The sequence below is a fragment of the Noviherbaspirillum aerium genome, assembly GCF_008929045.1.
In the GTDB taxonomy this organism is placed as follows: domain Bacteria; phylum Pseudomonadota; class Gammaproteobacteria; order Burkholderiales; family Burkholderiaceae_D; genus Noviherbaspirillum; species Noviherbaspirillum aerium.
In genome coordinates, this window is sequence record NZ_VFAH01000015.1 from 23,205 (window position 1) to 41,084 (window position 17,880).

Here is a 17,880-nt window from a genome sequence, read left to right on the forward strand (position 1 = left end):
AGCACTTCGAAATCTAGCGAATCTCGGCCGCCATGGCATCCAGCGAACGCCTGAGTTGCTGCATGGTGAACGGTTTTGCCAGAACGTCGCAAGTCATGCCGATATCCTCGGGATGCAGGTTTGCATGTCCGGAGATGAATACGACGCGCAAGGAAGACTGCATGGCCAGCGCTGCTTTCGCCAGTTCGATACCGCTCATGCCTGGCAAGGACACATCCGTCAGTAAAACATTGAACTTGCCGTCATGAAGTGCTGCAAGCGCCTCTTCGCCGCTGCCGAAACTGGAGACGTGGTGGCCAAGGATTTCCAGCATTTCGGTGGCTATCATCCGGAAGTCCTCATTGTCTTCGACCAATGCAATCCGAAGCGCCGACGGCGTGCCGCTATCAAGGAGGTCCGTAGCATCGGCCGGCATGCTTACCCTATCGGCCGGAGCCGGTCTGGCCGCTTCAGCCGGCAGCAACTCCCGGAGCTTGCGCGCAAGTTCATTACGGCCGTAGGGCTTGCTCAGCAGCTGTACGCCAGGATCGAGCCGCCCGCCATGGACGATCGCATCCTGCGTATAGCCTGATGTGAACAGTACCTTGATTGCAGGATTCAGCAATTGCGCCTGCCGTGCGAGTTCGGGGCTGCGCAGCTTTCCTGGCATCACCACATCGGTGAACAATAGCGCGATCGACTTCTCCGTCTGCAGAACTTCCAGCGCCGCCGACGCGTCACCGGCGGTGAGCACGCGATAACCCAGGGAGTCGAGCATGTCGACGACAGTGGTCCGAACCGCGGGATCGTCCTCGACGACCAGAATGGTTTCTGTGCCTCCGTCAACGGCAACGTCGAACGAAGGGGATGCCGCGCTCTCCTGTTCGAATGAGCGGGGCAAATAGATCTTCACGGCGGTGCCGACGCCGACTTCGCTATGCAGGGCAATATGTCCCCCGCTTTGCTTGACGAAGCCATAGGCCATGCTCAGGCCAAGCCCAGTGCCTTCTCCCTCGGGCTTGGTCGTGAAGAAGGGTTCGAATGCGCGCTCCATGGTTTCCGGAGTCATTCCCTCCCCGGTATCGCGGATCTCGAGAACAACATATTGCCCGGCGTTCAGCTCGTGTTCCTGCAGGATGCGCTGTTCGTCAGGCGCGGCATTGGATGCATGGATCGTCAGCGTGCCGCTGCCCTTCATGGCGTCGCGCGCGTTGATGACCAGATTGAGGATCACGTTTTCGAACTGATGGGGATCGACCATGATGTTCCACAATCCGTCCGGGGCATGCAGGCGAAGGTTGATCGCTTCGCCGAGCGCTCGCCGGAGCAGTTCCTCCATCCCGTGCAGTACGCGGCCAGGGTGTACCGCCCTCGGCTGCAGTGGCTGCTTCCTGGCGAATGCGAGCAGCTGGGCGGCAAGCTTTGCGCCTCGGTCGACCGCGCTCATTGCGACCGTGATACGCCGCGCCGCCTTGCTGCCGTGCTCGCGTTGGCCATCAAGCAACTGCAAGCTGCCCTTGATGACTTGCAGCACGTTGTTGAAATCATGGGCGACACCGCCGGTCAGCTTGCCGACCGCCTCCAGTTTCTGGGACTGCGCCAGAGCAGCCTTTGCCGCTTCCAATTCCTGAGTGCGTTCGGTGGCCTTGCGTTCCGCTTCTTTCTGTTCGCTCTGGTCGCGCAGGAAAGCACTTGCGCCGAAAGCTCCACGGTTCTGGAATGGAGCGATCGAAACTTCGACCGGTATCATCCGCCCCCGCCTGTCGAGCACGCGCATTTCGATACGCCGATTGACCACTGGTCCCGTACCTGACGACGCAAAGTGCAGGATGCCGCTGTCATGCAGCATGCGCTTCTCCGGCGGGACGATCATCGTGGTCAGATCATTGCCGATGGCCTCCGCCGCGCTCCAGCCGAGCAGCTTTTCAGCCTGTAGATTCCAGTCCGACACGCGCCCGTCGGAACCGATGGCGATGAACGCATCATTCGAGTTGTCGAGGATGGCTTTCATCCTGCGCTGCTCCGACAAGATATGCTCAACAAGCGGCTGTACCCAGCGGCGCATCAGGAAGGTGCCGACGGCGATGAAGATTGCGAGCAGCCCCAGCAGCCAGTTGAGGCGCTCGCGCAGCGGCGCATAGAGTTCGCCGACTTCCTTTCTGACGACCAGCGCGAGCCCATGCTTGCTTAGCGGAGCATAGCCGGCCTGCACGGTGGCGCCGCGCCCACGCTTTGCCCTGATCACGCCGGTTTGCCCGTCCAGCGCGCGCATCGCGGGAAAGGCACGTTCGTTTTCCGCGCCGTCGCGGTAATGCGCCGGCTCACGCTCGAACCGGCTGGGAAAGCAGGACAGCGCGTCTGCGGAGCGCCCGCACAATACGACATCGGTAGTCTGGCCACTGTTCTGCGCCTCGAAGATCAGCGCGGTAATACCGTGAAGATGGCGTTCCGTCACGACTTGACCGATATGACGGCCGTCATGCACCACATCGTGCCGGAGCCTGAGCAGCAGGCTCTCATCCCAGAGCAGGCTGCCCGCAGGACCGAGCGGTATTTCGATCGGCGAGTTGTTTCCCATGCTCGGCCCTGATGCAAACAGCTGCTCGCCACGCGCATCGAAGACCCGCAGGGAACTGAAGCCAAAATCTGCATAGCTTTTGGCAAGCGCTCCATGCGCTTCGGCATCGGGAATCGCCAGCGCAGATCGCTCCCGCGCAAGCAGCACCTGCCGCAAGGAAGGCCGGTTGGCGATGGCGCCGGACAGCAGCGTCACATGGTCCAGAGAGGATGTGATGCTGAACCCGGTGGTCTTGGCGCTGGCCAGGAGATTGTCGCTGGAGGATTCCTCGAAACCGTGGCGAAGGATCGCAAACCCGGCCAGGCCGGCGGCTGCGGCGAAGACTGTCAGCAAGCTTGCAGCCAGGGTGGTGATCCGCCTGGCCCGTGCTTCCGGTGTTTCTGCCGGCAGCGTGCTGCGGTCTTGGCAAAGGCTCCATAGTCCCATGCCGAGAACAGCGATGCCAACCGCTGTCATGGTGGCCATGCGGTTATAGGACGCCCAGTGGTACATGGCATCGAGGTTAAGCAGATACCCCAGCAGCGCCGCCAGGCCGATCAGCGCCGTCAATGCGGCGCATGCCCGTTCAAGCCGCCAGTTCCTGGCTGTCGCGTGACCAAGGGTGTAACGCAGGAAGGCAATCCCGGACAGAATGAAGGCGATGCAGGCATTGGGCGCGGTGCGGCCGGGGGCATCATGTCCGTCGCCGAGGGCGGCATGCACGGCCGGCAAATCAATGCCGAGATGGGTTCCGAATACATACTGACTAAAGATGGTGGCCGCCAGCAGGACGATTCCAAGCGCGCATGCGCGGTATAGCAAAAGCAGGAGCCCGGTGCGCCTTGCCAAGAGCAGACAGCTGCCGGAAAGCAGGAACATGATGGCCGTGTTGATCGCCATGGAAGGGCTCTGCGGCACGATCCTGGTCATGTTCACGTTTCCGGACATCCATCCTCCCAGCACCAGCAGGCCAAGCAGGCAAAGCAGGCTGCCGGTAGCCTGCGGCAGGATGGAATGGTTATGTTTCATAAAGGAAAATGAAAACTGTGGAAGGCTCGAACAGTGACTGGAATGGCTTTGACGGTGCCAGCCAATCGACATTCCCGAGCTTGCTTGGCTGGTTGAGTGCCACACGGCAAAAGTATTTTACTCGTATAGAGCCACCATAAAAAAATAATGCCGGGTTGGCCTCATCGGCGAACAAATGAGAATAATTCTCATTTATAATTAACTTTCATTTACCTTGCGATCAGCCGCAACCGCCGTCGCGCCCATTGTTCAGCATGGAGCCCGTCTATGTGCAATGCTTCGACACCTACGCCTCTAACCCCTCCCTATTCCAACATTGCAGCGTCAAGCCATGACAAGGCGGTCGGCTCTGCCCGCCGCCGCCTGTGGGATCTGTGTTCCCACTGCCACTGCCCGGTGATCGGCGTGTGCCTGTCGCTGGGCGCGCTGCGCAAGCTGCTTGCCAAATTCACGGATAGCCGCAGCATGCTCAATGATTATGAAGCCCATACCGGAGCGGTTTCCGCCTGCAGCAGCCGCAACCCCGTGTCCAACGCTCTGCAGCGGGAACTCGACCAGCGTCATGCCGTGATGATCCGGCAGTTCCGCAATCTGAAGTCGGCGGTGGAGCTTGAGCAACATTGGTCGCAGGCGCTGCAGTCCGGCGATGTCGCCGGTGCTTTCTGGGCCGGGTTGACCCACGGGCAGTGCAATCCGGTGCTGGAGGAACAGATGTGCCGGGATATTCATATGCTGCAGCACCAGGCGGGCGCGGAAATGCGCGACACGCGCACCCGTCTCGCCATGCTGAAGAAGGAAAACGCCGGGCTGGGCGAAGAATTGCAGCGGGTGCAGGACAAGGCCAAGCGCGCCCAGGCAGAAAAGGCAGAAAAGCTGGAATGGCTTGAAACGGCGCTGATGCGCACCCGGGCCGAATGCATCGCCAAGGATACGGCGATCGCCAGCCTGCAGGCTGAACTTGATGAAATAAGGCAATCCGCTCCCGGATTGCCGCTTCGGCTGCAGCTTCGCGATCAGAATGCGCGCCTGCAGGAGAGAATCGCCATACTGGAGCGCCAGAATGCCTTGTTCCGGGCTGCCGCTCCGAGCATTGCCGCGCCTGCGCCGTCGCCCAACGAACGGCAAGCGGTGAAGCAAGCCGTGTCCACCGACAACGGCGTGTCCGACCTGCAGGCGGTCAACAAGGCGTGCACCTCTCTCGACCGGAAGACGGTGCTGTGCGTCGGCGGGCGGGACGGCAACATTGCCGCCTATCGACGCCTCATCGAACATGTCGGCGGCCAGTTCGCCCATCACGACGGCGGCAGGCAGGACAATCTCAAGCAGCTTGACTACAGCCTCGCCGCAGCCGACCTCGTGATATGCCAGACCGGCTGCATCAGCCACAATGCCTACTGGCGGGTAAAGGAACATTGCAAGCGCACCGGCACGCGCTGCATGTTCGTTGAAAATCCGAGTGTTTCGAGCCTGTCCAAGGGCATCGAAGCACTGGCGGCATCGCCGTCACCGGTGCACGAAGCCGGCGTCCCGGACGTCTAGCACAAGTTGGGACAGCCACCTGTTTTGCATAGCAAAACATTGTTCCAAAAATGTTGACTCCCCTTCCTTGTTCCGATAGCTTTTAGCGGCAAACGTCCCGCCAAAAGAAATCACCGGCCCCGCCGGTCAACAACAAGAAGCAAGACGAACAAGGAGACAACAACATGCGCTGGAAGAACCGTCCACCCGGCTCGAACTGGGGTGATTTCGGACCCGATGATCAGCTTGGCCGCGTCAATCTCATCGGACGCGAACAAGTGCTCAAAGGCGCGGCAGAAGTGCGCGAGGGGCGCAGCTTCTGCCTTTCCCTGCCGCTGGACCTGCCAGGCGGAAACTCTCTCAATCCGCGGCGCCACCCGCCCCGCCTTGAGCCCACGTACCGCGACGACGGCAAGCCGGTGCTGAATTTCCCGATGGTGCGTGTCGATCAGGACAGTGTCGATGTCATTTCCGACGACCAGGTGCGCATTACGCTGCAGTATTCGACGCAATGGGATTCGTTGGCGCATGTCGGCGCCTGTTTCGATGCCGACGGCGACGGCACGGAAGAAATCGTCTACTACAACGGTTTTCGGGCCGGCGAAGACATCATGGGGCCGTTGTCCTACGGTCCGCAGGGCGAGGAAAGCGCCTGCGGCTGCGACGGCCCGCACCTGTCGCACGCGGAAGCCCTCGGCATCGAGAACATGGCAGCGCACGGCATGCAGGGGCGCGGCGTGCTGGTGGACCTCGCGCGGCACTTCGGCGACGAGCGCAAGCTGGTCGGTTACGACGAACTGCAAGCCGTCATGCAGGCCGACGGCGTCCAGGTCGAGGCCGGTGACGTACTCGTTCTGCGTACCGGATTCGCCGAAGCAGTAATGCGCATGGCCGGCAATCCCGATCCCAAGGTCCTGCACCATACCTGCAGCGTGCTGAATGGGCGCGACACCCGTCTGCTGGAATGGATCACCGAGTCAGGCATCGCAGCGCTGTGCGCCGACAACTATGCGGTGGAAGCCTACCCCGCAACCGACATGCAAGGCCGCAAATCCATCCTGCCGCTGCATCATCACTGCCTGTTCAAGCTTGGCATTCCTCTTGGCGAACTGTGGTACCTGCGCGATCTGGCAGACTGGCTGCATGCTCACCGGCGCAGCCGTTTCATGCTGACCGCGCCGCCCCTGCGCCTGCCCGGCGCGGTGGGCTCGCCGGTGACACCGATCGCCACGGTATGAGGCCCCATGTTCCCGCGACGGGAAGAAATAAGGCTCCTCCCCGCGGCGCCATAGTCAGAAATCAAGAATCGACAAGGAGACAAGCATGAAGACAACACTGATCGCTTCACTCGTTGCACTGGCCACTTCCGCCTGGTCGGCATCGGCTCAAGCCCAGCAATCCACGCAGCAAGCCGCCATCTCCGACGACGCGGTGCGCATCGGCCTGCTGCTCGACATGACCAGCCTGTACGCTGACATCACCGGCACCGGCAGCGTGACTGCTGCCCAGATGGCCATCGATGACTTCGGCGGGAAGGTGCTCGGCAAGCCGGTGCAACTGGTCTACGCCGATCATCAGAACAAGGCCGACATCGCCGCCAACAAGGCGCGGGAATGGTTCGACCGCGACAAGGTCGATGCCATCCTCGACGTTGCGGCTTCGGGTCCGGCACTGGCGGTGGCGCCGATCGCCAAGGAAAAGAACCGCATCGCCGTCTTCAGCGGCCCGGGGTCGGTGCGGCTGACCAACGACGCCTGCACGCCGGTCACCGTCCACTATGCCTACGATACCTATGCGCTGGCCAATTCGACGGCGCGTGCGGTGGTCGGCAACGGCGGCGACAGCTGGTTCTTCCTGACCGCGGATTACACCTTCGGCTCCACGCTGGAAAAGGATGCGACCGACGTCATCAATGCCAGCGGCGGCAAGGTGCTGGGCGCGGTGCGGCATCCGCTCAACGCCTCCGATTTTTCATCCTTCCTGCTGCGCGCGCAATCCTCGGGCGCGAAGGTGGTCGGCCTGGCCAATGCCGGCGGCGACACCATCAATGCGGTCAAGGGAGCACATGAATTCCAGCTGACCGCCGGCGGCAAGCAGCGGCTGGCCGGACTGCTGGTCTACATCAATGACGTGCATACCCTCGGCCTCGACGCCGCGCAGGGCATGCTGCTGACGACGGCGTTCTACTGGGACCGCGACGAGGAAACCAGGAAGTGGTCGCGCCGATTCTTCGAGAAGATGAAGAAGATGCCGAACATGAGCCAGGCCGGGCTGTACTCCTCGGTCATGCATTACCTGAAGGCGGTGCAGGCGGCCGGCAGCGACGAGACCGGCGCCGTCATGGCGCGCATGAAGCAGATGCCGATCAACGACTTCTTTGCCAAGAATGGCCGCATCCGCGAGGATGGGCGCATGATGCATGACATGTATCTGTTCGAGGTCAAGAAAAAATCCGAATCCAAATATCCCTGGGATTACTACAAGCAAGTCTCGGTCATTCCCGCGGACAAGGCATTCCAGCCGCTGTCCGCATCGACTTGTCCGCTGGTAAAGAAATAGGGGCAGAAAACGCCGGGCCTTGATGCTGCAGGAATGACTTGTCATGGTTTCGGTCTACACTACCGTTCTCAATTCAGATACTGAAAGTTGAAGCAAGCATGAACATGAATACCAAGCGCCGTCGCCTCTGCCGTCTCCTGGGCACCGCCCTCACAGGCATTGGCGCAGCCGGCGCGCTGTCTTTCGCCGGCATGTCCGCTGCGCATGCGCAGAACTATCCGACCAAGCCGATCACCATCGTGGTTCCTTTCGCGCCCGGGGGCGCGACCGACATCCTGGCGCGGGCCGTGGGAGCCGAGCTGACCAAGTCGCTCGGCCAGCAGGTCATCATCGACAACCGCCCCGGCGCCGGAGGCAACATCGGCACGCAAATCGTTTCCCGCGCCGCGCCCGACGGATACACGCTGCTCATGGGCACCGTCGGTACCCATGGCATCAACCAGTCCCTGTATCCGAAGCTGCCCTATGACCCCATCAAGGATTTCGCGCCCGTTACGCTGGTGGCGGCAGTGCCGAATGTGCTGGTCTTGAATACCGCATTTGCGGAAAAGAACAAAATTACCGATGTAAAAAGTTTCGTCGACTATGCCAAGGCGCATCCCGGCAAGCTGAACATGGCGTCCGCCGGCAACGGCACGTCCATCCACCTGGCGGGCGAACTGTTCAAGACCATGACCAAGACCTTCATGGTGCACATTCCTTACCGAGGCTCCTCGCCCGCCATCGCCGATCTGATCGGCGGCCAGGCCGATCTGATGTTCGACAACCTGCCTTCCGCCATGGGCCATATCAAATCGGGCAAGCTTGTCGCACTTGGCGTCACCAGCAGCAAGCCCTCGGCGGCGCTGCCCCAGGTGCCGACCATCGCCTCGACCGGCGGCGCGCTCACCGGCTATGACGCAAGCTCATGGTTCGGCATCCTCGCACCGGCAGGCACGCCGAAGGAAATCGTGACTCAGCTGCAGCAGGAAATCAGCAAGTCGCTCGCTTCGCCAGCGGTCAAGGAAAAGCTGATTGCGCAGGGAGCGGAACCGGTGGGCAATACGCCGGAACAGTTCCTGGCGCATATCCAGGCTGAAACAAAGAAATGGGCGAAGGTGGTCAAGGATTCCGGAGCCAAGGTGGATTGAACTGCGTTGCATGCTTGAAAAGGGAACGGCGGTCACATGCGGGCCGCCGTTCCTTTATCTCGACCGGACATCAAGCAAAAACAGACTGCCCGGCCTTACGCTTGTCAGGATGCCGTCAGGCTGTTCTCAGCACCCGGTCAGAATCGGAGCGCATGCTGAAGCCTCCACATCAGATCACATCAGGAGACCAGCATGCCAGACACGACTTCAGCACCTATCCCCGCTTCCTCCAACAGGACATGGGCCGACATGAACAGGATGGAGAGAACCGTCTTTACTCTCAAGGTCTGCGTGATGGTCTGCAGCGGCGGATTCATTTTTGCCAATATTCTCGCAGACGACATTGCGCCGACCGACAACGCAGCTTGACGAGTGGAATATTCAGCCGAGATGTTTGCCGCCTTGGCGAACGTGCCCGGCTTTGCAGTTCGTTGCCGGTGAACTTGCCGCGCTGCCGCGAATTCATATAGACCGCATAAGCGCCCCGCTCTTCCGCCTTGCGCCTGAACTCGTCGGTCTTCATGATCTTTGCGATTGCGGTCGTCAACTTGTCGATCATCGGCTTGGAAGTGCCGGCCGCGCATAGACCACGAACCAGGACGATGCATCCAGCTTCTCGAAACCCTTGATCTTCGAAATGGTCGGCACAGCGGGCAGGCTCGGCAAGGCCGCACCGCCGGTGACCGCAAGCGCGCGCATCTTGGCGGCCTTGATATGGGCCAGCAGCGGCGGTGCCGTGGTGAAGGTCGCCACCAGAACGGTGAACGACTTCACAGGCCGCTCAGGACGCACCGCGATGTGTTGCGGTGCCACGGTCAGGTTGGCGCCCTGCGCGAAATCCTCGATCGGATCGAATGGCGGCCTAGTCAGACGAGAGTGTGACGACCTGGAATCCCGAAACCAGACCAGCCATGCTGCCGAGAGCCATACCCAGGCCGGCAGCAATCAGGGCGCGGGCGGCGGCAAGCAGCAGGAACGCCATCATTCACCGCCACCAATGATGGCATGCCGGACAGGCAGGCATGAATCGAGAGTCGTTTAGACTCCGCCAGCACTATTTTTAAGGAAATTAAGTTCATCTTTCAACCAACCGTCGGGAAGCTTTTTTATCTCCTCGTCGAAAGGATCCGGATTGCCGTCTTTGCTGTCCGGCGAAGACGCCGGCTTGCCGCAGCCTCCCTTTTTGTCGTCGTCATCTACCTTGCGGTAGGCGTCAGCCCCTGATGGCGCAACTGATTGGATACCCATAACATGCTCCTTTAAATAATTAGCTAGTTGAATGCTGCACAACGATGTGCCTCTATGTGTAGCGTCACGGGCAGTCTGGTTCCCGCTTATTTTCATTGCACTGAAAGTATTTGAATGTCGTGCTGAAGGCTGATCGGGACGCCGAATGATGTGGATCGGTTCGGCAGCCTGCCGCTCTCCCGCTGCATGTTTGATTTGCCGACCTATGCCACACCCGGATGCCAACGCGATCCGAACAGGAGGCCATCATGCGCGAGAGAGGCAATGCCGAACTGGTCAAGCAGGCTTATGAAAGATTTCGCAGCGGCGACATTCCAGGTCTGATGGCGCTGTACGCCGACGATATCGGATGGGAACCCGATCGCCACGAAGGCGGGGGCGGGCTGCGCAGGAAGCCCGCTCTCGCAAAAGCCGACGCACCTGCAGGCGGCAATGCCGACCCGTCGTCATCGACGTTCATACCCTGTCAAACACGCCGGACCGCCAGCGACACCGTTTTGCCGCGCCGTTATGCCCACCGCCTGCTTACCGCGAGGGCAGCGTATGGCCGTCCGGCGCCGGGCGCATATTCGCCTCTGGCGGCCGCCGGGCCTTGCAGCGCTGTCAGGCATGCGCCGGACATCAGGACTTGCTTTGGTTTCATGCCATCGACCTGCTGGTGATTGTAAGTCGCGCATTGACGCAGTTGCCACTGTTCGGCTTTCTGCATGTGCACCATGTCCTTGGCGCGGATGTTGGCAGCAGCGCATCCGCATGCCGTCCCGATGCAGCCCCAAGGCATATGATCCTGCCCATGCGGCACGACCCCATAGATGCCGATGTCGGCGGCGTTCTAGGCGACCGCCTTGATGATGCCGGTGCTGATGTCTTCCTGCAGGTGGAACTGGACCTCGACCTGGTCCTGAACTTGGACCTGCTCATGGTCGGACAACAAACAGCGGATCTCGAAGGGCAGGACCTGGATGACGGCCGAAATGTTGGCCATGACGCGCACCTGGCCGCGCAGGCTGCTGGCATATTCACGCATCTGTAAATCGAACCTTGCTGTAGGGATGGCAGAAGTATCCGGCAGGAAGTAACATGCGCTTGGCGTTCGGGCGCCGGCATTGTAGCCTGCGGGCGGGGCCGGCGTTCGCATCGGCCTGCCTCAAGCTTGCATGCTTTCGACGCAACCACTGCGAATTTTTTCGGTCTGCAACAATAAGCCGGAAATGAATTTCAGCGCATTTCAGCGCCTTTCAGCACATGAGAGCGATACAAGAAGGAGCGACATGAACGAACGGATGGCCAGGGATGTGGTGCTGATGTCTGCGATAGAAAACGCGGACCAGGAGCGCCGCGTTCTTTCCGACGAAGACCGGACATATGCCAGCCGCAGCGCCAATGAGCTTACCCAATGGGAACTGGCGGACAAGAATGCCAGCCGCACCCCGGACGCACAGGCCGAACTGTTCCTGGCAAAGCGGGCCGAACAGGTTTTGAAGAAAGTCGCCGATCGACATGCGGCCTTTGCGCGCTTTACCAGGCTCCCCGGCGCATGGCGGCTGCTCGGCATCGGCCTGCCGGTGATCGCCCTTCTCGCGGGCTTTCTCGCGGACCGGATCGCCGACCCTCACCGCGTCGACCTCCTCTCGCCGCCGCTGCTGATCATCCTGGGATGGAACCTGCTCGTCTATCTCGGCCTGCTGCTCTGGCCGTTGACACGCCGGCGGCAAGCCTCCCGCGGCTGGCTGCCGGGTTTTGCCACCGGAAGGCTCGCCGCGCCGCGCAAGCTTCCGCAGCCGCTGGCAACGGCATTGTCCCGCTTCGGGGAGGAATGGAGCAGGCTGAGCATGCCGCTGAGCACTGCCCGCTTCAAGCGCATCATGCATCTGGCCGCTGCCTGCCTCGCCGCGGGGGCAATCCTGTCGCTGTATGTGCGCGGACTGCTGACCGAATACCGGGCCGGTTGGGAAAGCACCTTTCTCGACGCATCGCAGGTGCATGCGATCCTGAGCTACCTGTTCGCCCCGGCGACGATGCTGTTGGGAATCGAAGGCTTCAGTTTGCCGGATGTAAGGGCGCTGGAGACGCCGCAATCGGCTTCCCCGGCGGACGGCGCGCGCTGGGTGCATCTGTATGCGGCGACGCTGCTGCTGTTCGTCGTATTGCCCCGCCTCCTGCTCGCGCTGGCAGCCGGCTGGAAGGCGCGCAGGCTGGCGCGCCGTTTTCCCCTTGATATCGGCCAGCCCTATTTCCGCAGGCTTACCGCTCACCTCGGCCGCAGCCAGGCGTCGATATTGCGGATCTTTCCTTACAGCTTCACCGTCGATGAAGCGCGCGACCGCAATCTCTCCTCCATTGCCCGGATGCTGATCGGCGAGCAGAGCCGGGTGATGCTCAGGCCCTCCACCACCTATGGCGAACTGCCGCAGGACACCGCCGGCGACAAGGATATCGCGCTGACCGCCGCCCTGTTCAACATGAATGCGACGCCGGAAAAGGAAAACCACGGCGCCTTCCTCGAACAGCTGGCGCGCGGGGGACCGGGCGCTTCCACGCCCTTCTTCGCGCTCATCGACGAGTCATCCTACCTGGAACGGATCGGCGGCCAGGCCGGCGGCGAGCAAAGAATCCGGGAACGCACCGCGCTCTGGCTGCAGTTCTGCGAAATGCACAAGGTGCAGGCCATAGTCATCAATCTTCTCGATCCCGAGTCGCGCTCGGCCGAAATGGAGCGCGGCCTCGCCACCCTTGCAACCCATGCCACCCACGCCACCTCTGGCCGCGCCCAATGAACGACGCATCCGACCGCATCCAGCTTGCCCTCATTTCCCATACCAACGCCGGCAAGACGACGCTCGCCAGGACCCTGGTCGGCCTCGATATCGGGGAGGTGCGAGATGCGCCGCATGTCACCGCGCTGTCGGAGGCGCACACGCTGCTTGCGGCGCCGGACGGACAGGAGCTCAGGCTGTGGGACACGCCGGGTTTCGGCGACTCGGTGCGGCTCCTCAAGCGGTTGAGCATGGCCGACAATCCTATCGGCTGGTTCCTGCGCGAGATCATCGACCGCTACCGGGACCGTCCGTTCTGGCTCAGCCAGCAAGCCATGCGCACCGCCCGCGACGAAGCCGACATCGTGCTCTACCTCGTGAACTCATCGGAAGACCCGCGCGACACCGGCTATCTCGCACCGGAAATGAAAATCCTGCAGTGGCTGGGCAAGCCGGTGATCGTCCTGCTGAACCAGATGGGGCGACCGCGTCCGTTTGCCGAGGAGGAGACCGAGCAGAAACGCTGGAAGGACTATCTTGCCGAATATCCGGTCGTGCGGAAGGTGCTGGCGCTCGACGCTTTCGCTCGCTGCTGGGTGCATGAGCGGGTGTTTTACGAAGCGGTCGGTGAACTGCTTCCTGCGGAGCGCGGGCCGACGTATCAGCTCATTCTGCAGGCATGGGAAACGTCCAACGAACAACGCCTGCGCGCCGCGATGAAGGTTCTCGCCGAGCAGCTTCTTGCGGCCGCGCGCGACAGCGAGGCGGTCGACATGGCAGGGAATTCCAGTTTCGGTTCCCTCCTCAAGATGATCGGGATGGGCAAGCAGCGCGAGAATCTGCGGGTGAACAAGGCCATGAATGCGCTGATGAAGCGCCTTAATGACGGCACCCATGCCGCTACCATCGAATTGCTCAGGCTGCACCGGCTCGATGCCGGCGCGGCAACCACCATCAATGAGCGCGTCAGCAAGAACGTGGTGGTGCGCGCGCCGGTGGACACCCGCCAGGCGGGGCTGCTCGGCGCACTCATCTCCGGGGCCACCACCGGTGTCTCGGCGGATCTGATGGCCGGCGGCATGACATTCGGCGCTGGCGCGCTGGTTGGCGCACTGGTCGGCGCGCTGACCTTTACCGGCGCCGCCTGGACCTTCAATACGACGACCGACCGCAACGAGCCCAAGGTACAGTTCTCCGACGATTTCATGCGCACCCTGGTGATCGGCGCGCTGCTGCGCTACCTCGCCGTTGCGCATTTCGGCCGCGGGCGGGGCAATTTCACCGAGGATGAAGCCCCATCCTTCTGGACCAGCGAAGTCGAAGCCGCCGTAGCTGGCAGCGAGCGTTCACTGACCGATGCCTGGCGCGCAGCCCGCTCCCAGGATACGCCGGCGCAGGCGGGCGACGCACTGGCCGTCGCGCTCGAAAGGATGAGCCTTGAGGTACTCGACAAGCTGTATCCGCACCAGGTGGCGCCGCGGCTTATGCAAGCCCGCTCCATGCATGCCTGAGGAGCGATAAAAGCCGGCTGCGCGCAAAGCTTTTATACTTGCCCTTCCAAGACGCCCGCAGAGGCGTCCTTGCTTTTCCTCAACCGACAAGACACGACAAGACAAGGAGACGACATGCTGCATCCGCAGGCCAAGGCATTGCTGGAACTGATTGAACAACGCGGCGTACCGCCGACGCATACGCTCAGCGTCGCGGATGCCCGCAGGTTCTACCTCGAGCGGCGCTTCTTTACCCAGCCAGATCCCGCGCAGGTTGGCGAAGTGCGGGACCTGCAGGCGACCGGCCCGAACGGAGCGATACCGCTACGCCTGTATATTCCTCTCGCGGCAGCTCCGGGGCCCTTGCCGGTGCTGGTGTATTTTCATGGCGGCGGCTGGGTTATCGGCGATCGGGACACCCATGATTCGCTTTGCCGGCATCTTGCCAACGCATCCCGCTGCGCGGTCGTTTCGGTGGATTACCGGCTCGGACCCGAGCATCGTTTTCCCGCCGCCGTCGAGGACAGCATCGCGGCGACTTACTGGGTACGCCAGCAGGCGCCCATGCTCGGCCTTGATGCTTCGCGGCTTGCAGTCGGCGGCGACAGCGCGGGGGGCAATCTGGCCGCCGTGGTGGCCATCGCGGCCCGTGATGCCGGCGACCTGCCGATCGCCTTCCAGCTCCTCATCTATCCCGCCACAGACATGCGGCGCACCGCCCCTTCGCACACCAGCAATGGCCAGGGCTTTCTGCTGACGCGGGACACGATCAACTATTTCCACGATCATTACATCGATGACTCCGCGCACGACCTCGACTGGCGTGCCTCTCCCCTGCTGCATACGGACCTCGCCCGTCTGCCGCCCGCATTCGTATTGACCGCAGGCTATGATCCGCTGCGCGACGAGGGCCTGATGTATTCCCAGCGCCTGAGCGAAGCCGGCAATCGCGCGGCCCACATCTGCTTCGAGCGGCAGATTCATGGTTTCATCACAATGGAACGGGTGATCGACGAAGCCAATGTCGCCGTGGAACTATGCGCGGCGCAACTGGCTTCGTATCTTGGCGCGAAGTAGCAGGGCTTGATGCTTGCCCCGGCCCTTACTTTCCGGGGCTGTTGGATTTATTGGTCGTCGAGCCGGTATGCCCGCCGGTAGCGGCCGGCCCGCCGGTCTCGCCGCCGCTGCTTCCGTCTCCCGACGTCGCGGGGCGAGCCTTGTCCATGCTGGTCTTGGAATGCGAATCATGAGATTGCTGCGAAGATTTTTTCTGCGTCGATTGCGTAGCCTTGTTCTTCGCATCGGATGAGGCGGCCGAATTGTCGGCGGCGCTTGCGGTTACGGAAAGGGAAGCGGTCGCGGCCAGTACGAGGACGCTTGCAGTGAGAGTAGCCAGGGATTTCATGGTTGGGTTCGCCGTATTAAACAGGTGGATAAAGACATCTGCAGGATTAGAGGGCGGCCCCGGTCCGTGGTTCACCGGGATGCCCGCCGACAATCGCTCGGGGACTGGCGTTAGGGACAGGCGTTGCGTATCGCCGCCCAGCGGTTATCCTGGGCGGCCTGTTGCCGCATCTGCGGCGTCACGCAGACATGATCGCCCGGGAAGGCGTCCCGCCAGACGTATCCGGGCAGGCAGGTATCCGGACCGTACGGACCACCGTCCGGATTGCGGCGCCGGGCGGCCTGGGCGTTGTCGCCGCGGGTCTGTTCACGGGTCTCGGGCGTCACGCAAACGCGGTCTCCGGGTGCTGCTTCTCTCCATACAAAACCTTGTATGCATGTCCCGGGGCCATAGGAGCAGTTGCGCTCGGTAAGACCCTGCCCGGTACTGGCGGTCTTGTTGCAGCAATAGACCTTGGAACCGGTCCAGCAGCCGCTGCCGCTGGACGAACCCGGCGGAGGCGTCGACTGCACTTCGTCGGAACGGCATTCCCCATCGCAGAACGGCGCGGTGCCGTCCCAGCGGCAGCTACGTCCGCGCGTCTTGCAGCACAATGCCTTGGTGCCTGTCAGGCAGTTCGCGCCGAACGGCGGATTCTGGTTGACGAACGGAGGCACCCAGAAATCGGGAATCCCGCCCAGCCTGGTGACTTCCGTTTCATTGGCACCGCATTCGCCGCTGCAAAAGGGCGAAGTGCCGTCCCATCGGCATTCCTGAGCCTGTGCCGGCGAAAATAAAACAGCCGTCAGCATCAACACCGAAAGGGCCCGGGGAAGTCTGTCGCGCCGTGGCGCTCGACCATGTCCCGGACAGGCTTGAACCCATGCCGCGTTCGCGGTTGCCCACACGCACCCGCCAAGGACGCTTTCCATGCATCTGCATATTGAAGACCGCAGGGCGGCCAGTACAAGACCTACGTTTCCACTCATGCTCCGCTCCTTGTCAATTCATCGGTAAGGTGATTGCCGCAGGCAGAAATGCGGCGCATCTTGTGCGGGACACTTCCGGCACGGTATTAGATTGTTATTTCCGCAAGGTGCCTGATTGGACTTATATCAATGCGAGGACGTTTGTTCTTAAAACGCGACATGGTTAATCTTAATTTTTAATTAAGTGCGGATGTTTAATGCGAATTGTTAGATGTAGAACTTTTAATTTGCTGGTGTAGCGACCAACAGCATGCCGTCGACACGGACGCAATCGAGACATCAACCTTGCGAATCGAGCAGGTATTACGCCCGGCATTATGAAATTATCCAAGACGGCCGGGTCATTCATCTCCGGCACGGCGGATGCAAATGACATATTTAAAAATATTCGCGCCGGTTCATTAATCATCGAGGCAAGTATCAAACCGGCATTCCTGAAGAAAAAACCAGGCTTTCGTCGCCGCCACCCGGTATGCCGTGGCGGATGTGCCTGTTCCGAAAGGGCACCTGTCTTGCACGCGTGCCGGTGTCCGGCCGATGTCCGTTTTCTCCTCGCCAATCGCCTGCTGCGCGGCTGCGCACAACAAGGATTAGAAAATTGCTTCCCTTCCTGTCAAAATACGCGGCTTTGGTGAAAATCCGGCCCATCGCGAATCAAACGCCCGGTCGCGCCGGAACCTGCAATAATCGCAAACCGTATCGGAACGGAGAAGTCAGAGGAACTGAAATGCCACCCCTGCACCTAAACGTTCCATGTAGCAATTATCTGGACTGACGAATGGAAGACACACAACAGCAGGCCGTCAAGCACGGCGCTGCGCTCGATGATCTGGTTGCGCTGGTCGCAAAAGCGGCGCAGACAATCGCGGAATTACGAACAAGCAATGCCGGACTTGCCGAGCAGGCGCGCCGCAGCCAGGCCGAAGCTGCGGGAGCGGCTTCGGAAATTCAATCCTGCATCCAGCGTATTGCGGAATTGGAAAACATGGTCCGCGTGCTGCAACCTGCGGCGGAGCGTCATCTGCGCATGAAGGCGCAGCTTGAAGCTCGCCCCGAGTCGCAGGGCGGGTTTACCGCCAACGGCATGACCTACAAGACATTCGACGAAGCATTCGACATCGCCTATCCGGCGCCCGGAGCGCCATCCGAACAGGTGGAAACCGGCAACCCGCCCTCCGCTTCCCCGGCAGCGACGGGAGCTTGAAACTCCACAGCGGCTCTTCCGTGCCGGCGACGCACTT

Annotated in this window: 19 protein-coding genes; 10 read left to right on the forward strand and 9 right to left on the reverse strand. The window is 61.4% G+C overall.

Going from position 1 to position 17,880, the window contains the following annotated elements:
* Positions 1-13: 13 nt before the first annotated feature.
* The gene (locus FH061_RS19650; protein ID WP_192805150.1) at positions 14-3,565 is read right to left on the reverse strand and encodes a response regulator; all 3,552 of its coding nucleotides are present in this window, start codon (positions 3,563-3,565) and stop codon (positions 14-16) included.
* Positions 3,566-3,832: 267 nt separating this feature from the next.
* Here FH061_RS19650 and FH061_RS19655 point away from each other — a divergent pair, with 267 nt between their 5' ends.
* From FH061_RS19655 to FH061_RS19670, 4 genes are all read left to right on the forward strand, one after another.
* Positions 3,833-5,104 carry a DUF2325 domain-containing protein gene (locus FH061_RS19655; protein WP_151637539.1) on the forward strand — a complete coding sequence of 424 codons (1,272 nt, stop codon included), beginning with the start codon at positions 3,833-3,835 and terminating at the stop codon, positions 5,102-5,104.
* Between the two features lie 164 nt (positions 5,105-5,268).
* Positions 5,269-6,321, forward strand: coding sequence for a cyclase family protein (locus FH061_RS19660; protein ID WP_151637540.1), 1,053 nt, complete (start codon positions 5,269-5,271; stop codon positions 6,319-6,321).
* Between the two features lie 85 nt (positions 6,322-6,406).
* On the forward strand, positions 6,407-7,642 hold the full coding sequence (locus tag FH061_RS19665) for an ABC transporter substrate-binding protein (RefSeq protein ID WP_151637541.1): 1,236 nt from the start codon (positions 6,407-6,409) through the stop codon (positions 7,640-7,642).
* A 104-nt stretch (positions 7,643-7,746) separates the two neighbouring features.
* Entirely contained in the window at positions 7,747-8,772 is a 1,026-nt protein-coding gene (locus tag FH061_RS19670) for a Bug family tripartite tricarboxylate transporter substrate binding protein (protein WP_192805156.1), read from the forward strand.
* A 179-nt stretch (positions 8,773-8,951) separates the two neighbouring features.
* Here FH061_RS19670 and FH061_RS30580 read toward each other — a convergent pair whose 3' ends face one another.
* From FH061_RS30580 to FH061_RS19685, 5 genes are read right to left on the reverse strand one after another with little or no spacing between them, the layout of a single operon-like run.
* Entirely contained in the window at positions 8,952-9,089 is a 138-nt protein-coding gene (locus tag FH061_RS30580) for a hypothetical protein (RefSeq protein WP_192805151.1), read from the reverse strand.
* Complete coding sequence (locus FH061_RS19675) at positions 9,086-9,295, reverse strand: hypothetical protein (protein ID WP_151637543.1); 210 nt, start codon at positions 9,293-9,295, stop codon at positions 9,086-9,088. The genes FH061_RS30580 and FH061_RS19675 overlap by 4 nt, the downstream gene beginning before the upstream one ends.
* A gap of 32 nt (positions 9,296-9,327) precedes the next feature.
* Entirely contained in the window at positions 9,328-9,585 is a 258-nt protein-coding gene (locus FH061_RS19680; RefSeq protein WP_151637544.1) for a type 2 periplasmic-binding domain-containing protein, read from the reverse strand.
* A gap of 49 nt (positions 9,586-9,634) precedes the next feature.
* Positions 9,635-9,757 carry a hypothetical protein gene (locus tag FH061_RS31500; RefSeq protein ID WP_264158747.1) on the reverse strand — a complete coding sequence of 41 codons (123 nt, stop codon included), beginning with the start codon at positions 9,755-9,757 and terminating at the stop codon, positions 9,635-9,637.
* Positions 9,758-9,810: 53 nt separating this feature from the next.
* Entirely contained in the window at positions 9,811-10,020 is a 210-nt protein-coding gene (locus FH061_RS19685) for a hypothetical protein (protein WP_151637545.1), read from the reverse strand.
* A gap of 248 nt (positions 10,021-10,268) precedes the next feature.
* Here FH061_RS19685 and FH061_RS19690 point away from each other — a divergent pair, with 248 nt between their 5' ends.
* Positions 10,269-10,682: a nuclear transport factor 2 family protein gene (locus FH061_RS19690; protein ID WP_151637546.1), complete on the forward strand. Its 414-nt coding sequence runs from the start codon at positions 10,269-10,271 to the stop codon at positions 10,680-10,682.
* Between the two features lie 170 nt (positions 10,683-10,852).
* On the opposite strand, the gene FH061_RS30585 is transcribed toward FH061_RS19690, so the two are convergent.
* Positions 10,853-11,047, reverse strand: coding sequence for a type 2 periplasmic-binding domain-containing protein (locus tag FH061_RS30585; protein ID WP_192805152.1), 195 nt, complete (start codon positions 11,045-11,047; stop codon positions 10,853-10,855).
* A gap of 244 nt (positions 11,048-11,291) precedes the next feature.
* Between FH061_RS30585 and FH061_RS19700 the strand changes: the two genes are divergently transcribed.
* The 3 genes from FH061_RS19700 (at position 11,292) to FH061_RS19710 (ending at position 15,343) form a co-directional block, all read left to right on the forward strand.
* Complete coding sequence (locus FH061_RS19700; RefSeq protein WP_151637548.1) at positions 11,292-12,797, forward strand: DUF2868 domain-containing protein; 1,506 nt, start codon at positions 11,292-11,294, stop codon at positions 12,795-12,797.
* The gene (locus FH061_RS19705; RefSeq protein ID WP_151637549.1) at positions 12,794-14,287 is read left to right on the forward strand and encodes a DUF3482 domain-containing protein; all 1,494 of its coding nucleotides are present in this window, start codon (positions 12,794-12,796) and stop codon (positions 14,285-14,287) included. Before FH061_RS19700 ends, FH061_RS19705 begins: the two co-directional genes overlap by 4 nt.
* Before the next feature lie 114 nt (positions 14,288-14,401).
* On the forward strand, positions 14,402-15,343 hold the full coding sequence (locus FH061_RS19710) for an alpha/beta hydrolase (protein WP_151637550.1): 942 nt from the start codon (positions 14,402-14,404) through the stop codon (positions 15,341-15,343).
* A 25-nt stretch (positions 15,344-15,368) separates the two neighbouring features.
* Here FH061_RS19710 and FH061_RS19715 read toward each other — a convergent pair whose 3' ends face one another.
* Both FH061_RS19715 and FH061_RS19720 read right to left on the reverse strand, forming a co-directional pair.
* A complete protein-coding gene (locus FH061_RS19715; RefSeq protein WP_151637551.1) occupies positions 15,369-15,671 on the reverse strand; it encodes a hypothetical protein in 303 nt (100 codons plus the stop codon).
* 110 nt (positions 15,672-15,781) lie between these two features.
* Complete coding sequence (locus FH061_RS19720) at positions 15,782-16,462, reverse strand: hypothetical protein (protein WP_225984741.1); 681 nt, start codon at positions 16,460-16,462, stop codon at positions 15,782-15,784.
* A gap of 494 nt (positions 16,463-16,956) precedes the next feature.
* On the opposite strand from FH061_RS19720, the gene FH061_RS19725 reads away from it, so the two are divergent.
* The gene (locus FH061_RS19725) at positions 16,957-17,274 is read left to right on the forward strand and encodes a hypothetical protein (RefSeq protein ID WP_151637552.1); all 318 of its coding nucleotides are present in this window, start codon (positions 16,957-16,959) and stop codon (positions 17,272-17,274) included.
* A gap of 143 nt (positions 17,275-17,417) precedes the next feature.
* The gene (locus FH061_RS19730) at positions 17,418-17,843 is read left to right on the forward strand and encodes a hypothetical protein (RefSeq protein WP_151637553.1); all 426 of its coding nucleotides are present in this window, start codon (positions 17,418-17,420) and stop codon (positions 17,841-17,843) included.
* The last annotated feature ends 37 nt before the right edge of the window (positions 17,844-17,880 follow it).